This window comes from Microcella pacifica, from assembly GCF_009371975.2.
Classification (GTDB): Bacteria; Actinomycetota; Actinomycetes; order Actinomycetales; family Microbacteriaceae; genus Microcella; species Microcella pacifica.
This window is the reverse complement of record NZ_VIKT02000001.1, coordinates 214,918-220,917: the sequence shown is the minus strand read 5'-3', so window position 1 is coordinate 220,917 and position 6,000 is coordinate 214,918. Positions and strand designations below refer to the sequence as shown.

Genomic DNA, 6,000 nt, shown 5'->3' with positions numbered 1-6,000 from the left:
GCGAGGTGGTCGCCGACACCTTCATCGCACTCAGCGCATAAAGCGAAGGATCAGCCGTTACACCACTTCCAGGGACTTGACCGTGCGGTGACCTCGCGGCTGCTTGCTGAGTCGAGTTTCCGTCTGGCGGTCGAGCGTGGGATGGGCGGTTTTGTGATTGACGAAGTCACTACCGCCACCGGTTACTCCCGGCGAACGTTCGCCAACCACTTCTCCTGCAAAGAGGAGGCGGTTGCAGCGGTAGTGGTGATCGATGCGCTCCAGGTGCTGAAAGGTATGCGCGTCGAGTCGGGCGAGACGGCCATCGACGCACTTGAACGGGCGATACGCTCGCAATTGAATCAGGGCAACGTTGAGCGATTGACACAGTTGCAGGACTTGGCACGCGACCACCCTGCTCTGCGCCCGTACTTGCTCGCCACCTATGGCCAGGTCATGCGACCACTCCTCAGCGCCCTCGGCATGACCACTGGCGGCGTCGGTGCTGACCTTGACACCCTGCTATTGGTGAACGCCTGCTATGGGATCTTCAGCGCAATCACTTTGGGTGAGATCGCCCTCCCGGCGCGCGGTGACGACGCGCTGCCCACACTCGCCCACAACATGGATCCGCTCATCAACGTGATGTTCGCCAGACTTCGCTCTGGTTTCGCGAACACTCGGTAACACACAACTGCCACCGGCAAACCCAGGAGTTCACATATGTCAAGCCTTCTCTACCGCCTCGGCCTTTCCTCGTTCCATCGACCTTGGATCGCGATCAGCGCCTGGGCTCTCGTCCTGGGGGTGCTCGGCGCCGTAATTGCGGTGGGAGGCGTACAGCTCACATCGAACCTGTCTATTGACGGCACTCCGTCCCAGGATGTCCTCGACACGCTCGCCGATGAGCTGCCCGACGCGGCGCGTGGCCAAGGGAGCTTCATCCTTACCGCCGAAGACGGCAGCTCGGTTGCCGAGCCGGAGCGTGTCGAGGTGATTATGGACGTGGTCGAATCGGTCTACGGCACAGAGCACGTCGTAGGGTCCGTCGAGGAGGCGCAGCAACCGTTCGTCGAGCAGCTCGAAGCCCTCATGTCCCAGGCCGCTGCGCTTCCCGCGGCGGAACAGGCGGCATACCTGGCGCAGATCCAGCAGCAGGCAGACGCGCAGATCCAGCAGCAGATCGACGACTATGGGTTCGCGCCGCTGATCGTCGACGGGCTTCCCATCCCGCAGGTGCTGATCTCCGAGGACAAGAGTGCAGCTCTGTTCCAGTTCGCACTCGATCAGCAGGTGCAGTCGATGGGATCCGCTGACATCGAGAAGATCATCGCGGCCGGCGAGGCCTACGACGGAGAGGCCGGCCTGACCGTCCTGCCCGGCGAATCACTCAAGTTCGCGCTGCCCGCGCTGGGCGCCGCCGAGATCGTGGGCGTCTTGATCGCAGCTGTCGTGCTGGTACTCGTTCTCGGCTCGTTCTTGGCAGGCGCCCTGCCCTTGGTGACCGGCATCGTCAGCGTCGGCGTGGGCGTGGGAATTGCCATCGCGTCCGCTGCTGGCGAGCCGATCAACCTGATGACCCCGATCCTCGCCGTCATGATCGGGCTTGCGGTCGGCATCGACTACTCACTGTTCATCGTCAACCGCCAACGCAACCTGATCAGGGTCCAGCAGCTCACCGCTCGCGAGGCCACCGGCCGTGCAGTTGGCAGCGCAGGCTCGTCCGTCGTGTTTGCCGGACTCACCGTTGTCGTCGCACTCGTCGGCCTCGCCGCCGTGGGCGTCTCGATGCTCACCGCGATGGCCCTCGTCGCGGCCGGAACCGTCGCCGTCGCCGTCCTGGTGGCCCTGACCCTGCTGCCCGCCGTCCTCGGCCTTGTCGGCGAAAGGGTCGTCTCCGTCAAAGCACGCGCCACGGGCGCGACCGCGGATCAACACCACCGCATCGCACGCGGATGGTCCGGGTTCATCGTCAAGCGCCGCTGGCTAGTGCTCCTGGGCACCACGGTCATCATCGTACTTGCGGCCCTACCCGCCACGAACATGACCCTGGGGATGCCCACCGGCGGCAACTCGAGCCCGGACTCATCCGCCCGGCAGAGCTACGATGCGGTCGGCGATTCGTTCGGCGCCGGCTTCAACGGGCCGCTCATTGCGGTCGCCGAGGCCGAGGCCGGGTCCAACTTCGACGAGGAACAGATCACAGAGATCACGACACGGATCTCCGACGCGGACGGCGTGCGGCTAGCCCAGCTGATCGGCACCAGCGACGACAACGCCACCGTCGCCTTCATGGTCATCCCCGAGACCGGGCCGGGCGACGAGCGGACCGCGCACCTCGTGGACGAGCTGCGTGAAACGGCCGTGGACGGTTCCGGCGACGGCGCAACGCTGGGAGTCACCGGGCTCACTGCTGTGATGATAGACATGACCGAGAAGATGGCTGAGGTCTTCCCGATCTATATCGCCATCATCGTGATCCTGTCGATGATCATCCTGCTGTTCGCCTTCCGCTCCGTGCTGCTGCCAATACTCGCTACCGGCGGCTTCGTGCTATCCATCCTGGCGACCCTGGGCCTGACGACTCTGGTATTCCAAGACGGCTGGCTAGGCGGCTTGTTCAATGTGGAGCCCGGCACTCCCCTTGTGCCGGTCATCCCCATTATCGGCACCGGCATCCTGTACGGACTGGCGATGGACTACCAGGTGTTCCTGTCCTCGTCGATGCGCGACCACTTCCTCCAGGGCGAAAGCCCGCAGCAGGCCATAGTCAACGGGTTCTCGGCCACCTCGCGCGTCGTGGTCGCCGCAGCGATCATCATGGCATCCGTCTTCGCCGGCTTCATCTTCTCCCCGGAGACGATGATCGCCCAGATCGGCTTCACCCTCGCTATTGGTGTGCTCATCGACGCGTTCCTGGTGCGCATGACCCTCATCCCCGCGGCGTTCGCGATCCTTGGTCGGGCGACCTGGTGGGCACCCCGCTGGCTCCAGCGGATCCTTCCCGACCTCGACATCGAAGGGCACAAGCTTGAACAGCAACCCGACGGACGGATGCATTCGGAACTGTCAGCCCAGGAGCCGTCGCGCTGAGGCATTTCCGTCGTCGACTACCGAGCGAGGGTCGTCGAACGCACTTGTCGTCCGATGGTTCGGATTTTCCGACCAGCACGGTGCACCGTCGCTAATGAATGCCACCGCATCCCCGTGAACGAGGTCGGCGCGGGATTGCGGGGGCGCCTCGCAGACGAGTTCGCGGACACCCTCCGCCGTGAGGCAGTCGAAGAAGTACTGAATCGGCCTGACTTTCGTTCCTATCGGGAGCCTTGTCCGGCGGGTGCCGGTTGGGCTGATTCGAGGTCAGCGTAGTACGCCTGCTCGACCTCAAGTGGGGTGCGCATGTCGAGCTCGCCGTGGAGGCGAGCGTTGTTCCACCACCACACGTATTCGAGGGTCGCGAGCTCGACCGCTCGACGGTTCGCCACGGCCCGCGCTGACGGATCAGTTCCGTCTTGTAGAGTCCGTTCACGGCCTCAGCGAGGGCGTTATCAAAGGAATCGCCGACGGTCCCCGTCGAGGGTTTCGCGCCGAGTTCTTCGATGCGGTCGGTGTAGACCACGGCGAGGTAGTTCGACCTGTGATCGGCATGGTGGATCAGCCCGTCGAGTCGACCACCGGCGGCCCATGCGGCCATGTCGAGCGCCTGCAACGGCAGGATGTCGGATCTCAGTGTCGACGCGACGTTCCAGCCGACGATGCGACGCGAGTAGACATCGGTGACGAACGCGACGTAGGCGAACCCTGACCACGTCGCAACGTAGGTCACGTCGGCGACCCAGAGACGGCGTGGGCCAGGGGCCGTGAACCGGCGCTGCACGAGATCCTTCGGCTTCTCCACCGTCGGATCGGACTTCGTCGTGAACACCTTCTTGGATCGCTTCACGCCTCGCACGCCGGCGAGCCGCATGAGCCGTTCAGTTTGATCGCGACCGATGCCCCACCCTTGCCGGCGCAGGAGCGCGTGCATCTTCCGTCGCCCATAAACGCCGTAGTTCTCCGCGTGCAGCCGCGCAACCTCGGGCACGAGCAGATCATCACGCAACTGCCGAGCGGACGGCGCTCGGCCCGCCGCAGCGCGATAGCCGCGCGAGGTCAGGAATCCTCTCACTGCCGGCCGCAGGACCTGGCAGATGAGCTCGACCCCGAAACGATCCCGATGCTCGTTGATGAACCGGATCATCTCGTCGAGGGGTGGTCGAGCTCCTTCGCGAAAAAGATGCTCGCAGCCTTGAGGATCTCATTCGCCTTTCGCAACTCCGAGACCTCCTTCTGCAATCGCTTGATCTCAGCCGCTGCATCGGTCGTCACCCCGGCGTCGACCTCGTATCGGCGTTGCCACAGCCGCAGCGTCTCGGGGCTCATCCCGAGCAGCCCTGCCACGTGGCGGACGGCGCTCATCATCGTGGGGTGCGACGGCCGCGTCTCCGCGAGCATCCGCAACGCCCGCTCACGCATCTCCGGCGAATACTTCCTGTTCATCGTGTTCCATCCTTACTTGAAGAACGGAACGAAAGTCAGGCCGATTCAGGACATCGGAATCTCCGAGACCTGTGTCCAGAACTGGGTTCGTAAGGCCGAGGTCGAGGACGGTATCAAGCCGGGATCGACCTCGGCGGAGAATCTCGAGTTGCGCGAAGCGCGGAAACGGATCCGTCTGCTCGAGCAGGAGAACGAGGTGCTCCGTCGAGCGGCTGCCTATCTGTCGCAGGGCGCTATCTCAAAATGATCTACCCGCTCGTCCTGGAGCTGGCCGCGCCCGGCGCTCCCGTGAGGGTGCCGGTCGCGGTGACGTGCCGGGTGTTGAAGATCGCCAAGCAGCCCTATTACCGGTGGCTTGCCGACCCGGTTTCGCAACGGGACTGGGACGAAGCGCACCTGATCAACGCTGCGATCGATATCCACGTCGACGATCCGGCGTTCGGGTATCGGTTCATCGCCGACGAGCTCGCTGACGCGGGCTTCACCGCTTCGGAGCGACGCGTCTGGCGGCTGTGCTCCCAGATGGGCATCACCAGCGCGTTCGTGCGCAAGAAGCGGGGCAAGAGCCGCCTGGTCGGGCCGCCGGTGCGCGACGACCTCGTCCGACGCGAGTTCACTGCGAATCGGCCTGACCTGCTGTGGTTGACGGATATCACCGAGCATCCCACCAGCGAGGGGAAGGTCTATCTGTGCGCGATGAAGGATGTGTTTTCCAACCGCATCGTCGGATACTCCATCGCTGACCGGATGACCTCGGAGCTCGCCGTCGCGGCCCTCAGAATGGCGATCCAACAACGAGTACTGGGCAGATTGACGCCGGTCGAGTTCGAAGCAATTATGACCACACGGGCCGCATCCGCGGCCTAAGAAGACGAGTCACCAGAACCTTCAGCAGTCCCGCCGGATAGTGGGCGAGCCAGGGGCGTTCGGTCATCGTTGATCTTTCGCCGTAGGGTCAACGACGATCGATCACCGCCGTTGGTGTGTGCGGCTCATCCTAGCCAGCAGTGGTCGCCCTGCGGCTAGGTGCTTGTGGGATTCTCCAACACCGAGAGGATGTTGCCCGCCGGGTCTGTGAACCATGCGATATCGGGCCCGAAGTCGCCCTCGATGCCGCGGGCGATGCCGAGCTCGTCCTGCTCGAAACCCTCGTAGCGGGTCATCTCGACACCGCGTGCCATGAGGTCGGTGACGGCGTCGTCGATGTCGGAGACCTCGAGGTTCAGCACCGTGTAGGTGGCGGGGGAGTGGTCGGGCTTGGGGTACACGAGTACCCAGCCGCCGCCCGGGAGGGTGAGCGAGAGCTGGCCCATCTCCGCGTCGGTCACGTCGAGCCCGAGGGTGTCGCGGTAGAAGGTGCGAGCGGCGTCGATGTCGGGCACGGCGAGCCCACTGAATCCGTAGACGTAGTCGGGCATCGGATGCTCCCCTCTCGTGTCGGCGGAGCGATCGCCGCCCTGCCGCTCAGAATGGCACCGCGCC

General features: G+C 64.3%; 3 protein-coding genes and 2 pseudogenes. 3 read left to right on the top strand and 2 right to left on the bottom strand.

The window, feature by feature from the left end; translation table 11 throughout:
• A partial coding sequence (locus FK219_RS01065; RefSeq protein WP_210416743.1) for a TetR/AcrR family transcriptional regulator occupies positions 1–666 on the top strand: 666 nt, incomplete at its 5' end.
• A gap of 36 nt (positions 667–702) precedes the next feature.
• Positions 703–3,072, top strand: a complete 2,370-nt coding sequence (locus FK219_RS01060) for an MMPL family transporter (protein ID WP_152582031.1) — start codon at positions 703–705, stop codon at positions 3,070–3,072.
• A 221-nt stretch (positions 3,073–3,293) separates the two neighbouring features.
• Here FK219_RS01060 and FK219_RS01055 read toward each other — a convergent pair.
• A pseudogene (locus FK219_RS01055) lies at positions 3,294–4,518 on the bottom strand (IS3 family transposase).
• Between the two features lie 46 nt (positions 4,519–4,564).
• Here FK219_RS01055 and FK219_RS01045 point away from each other — a divergent pair.
• A pseudogene (locus tag FK219_RS01045) lies at positions 4,565–5,316 on the top strand (IS3 family transposase); the annotation flags it as partial.
• Between the two features lie 224 nt (positions 5,317–5,540).
• On the opposite strand, the gene FK219_RS01040 reads toward FK219_RS01045, so the two are convergent.
• Positions 5,541–5,936: a VOC family protein gene (locus tag FK219_RS01040; protein WP_152582028.1), complete on the bottom strand. Its 396-nt coding sequence runs from the start codon at positions 5,934–5,936 to the stop codon at positions 5,541–5,543.
• Positions 5,937–6,000: the final 64 nt, after the last annotated feature.

Coding starts and splice junctions, on each gene's coding strand:
- FK219_RS01060 (WP_152582031.1), top strand. CDS start 703: ATGTCAAGCCTTCTCTACCGCCTCGGCCTTTCCTCGTTCCATCGACCT.
- FK219_RS01040 (WP_152582028.1), bottom strand. CDS start 5,936: ATGCCCGACTACGTCTACGGATTCAGTGGGCTCGCCGTGCCCGACATC.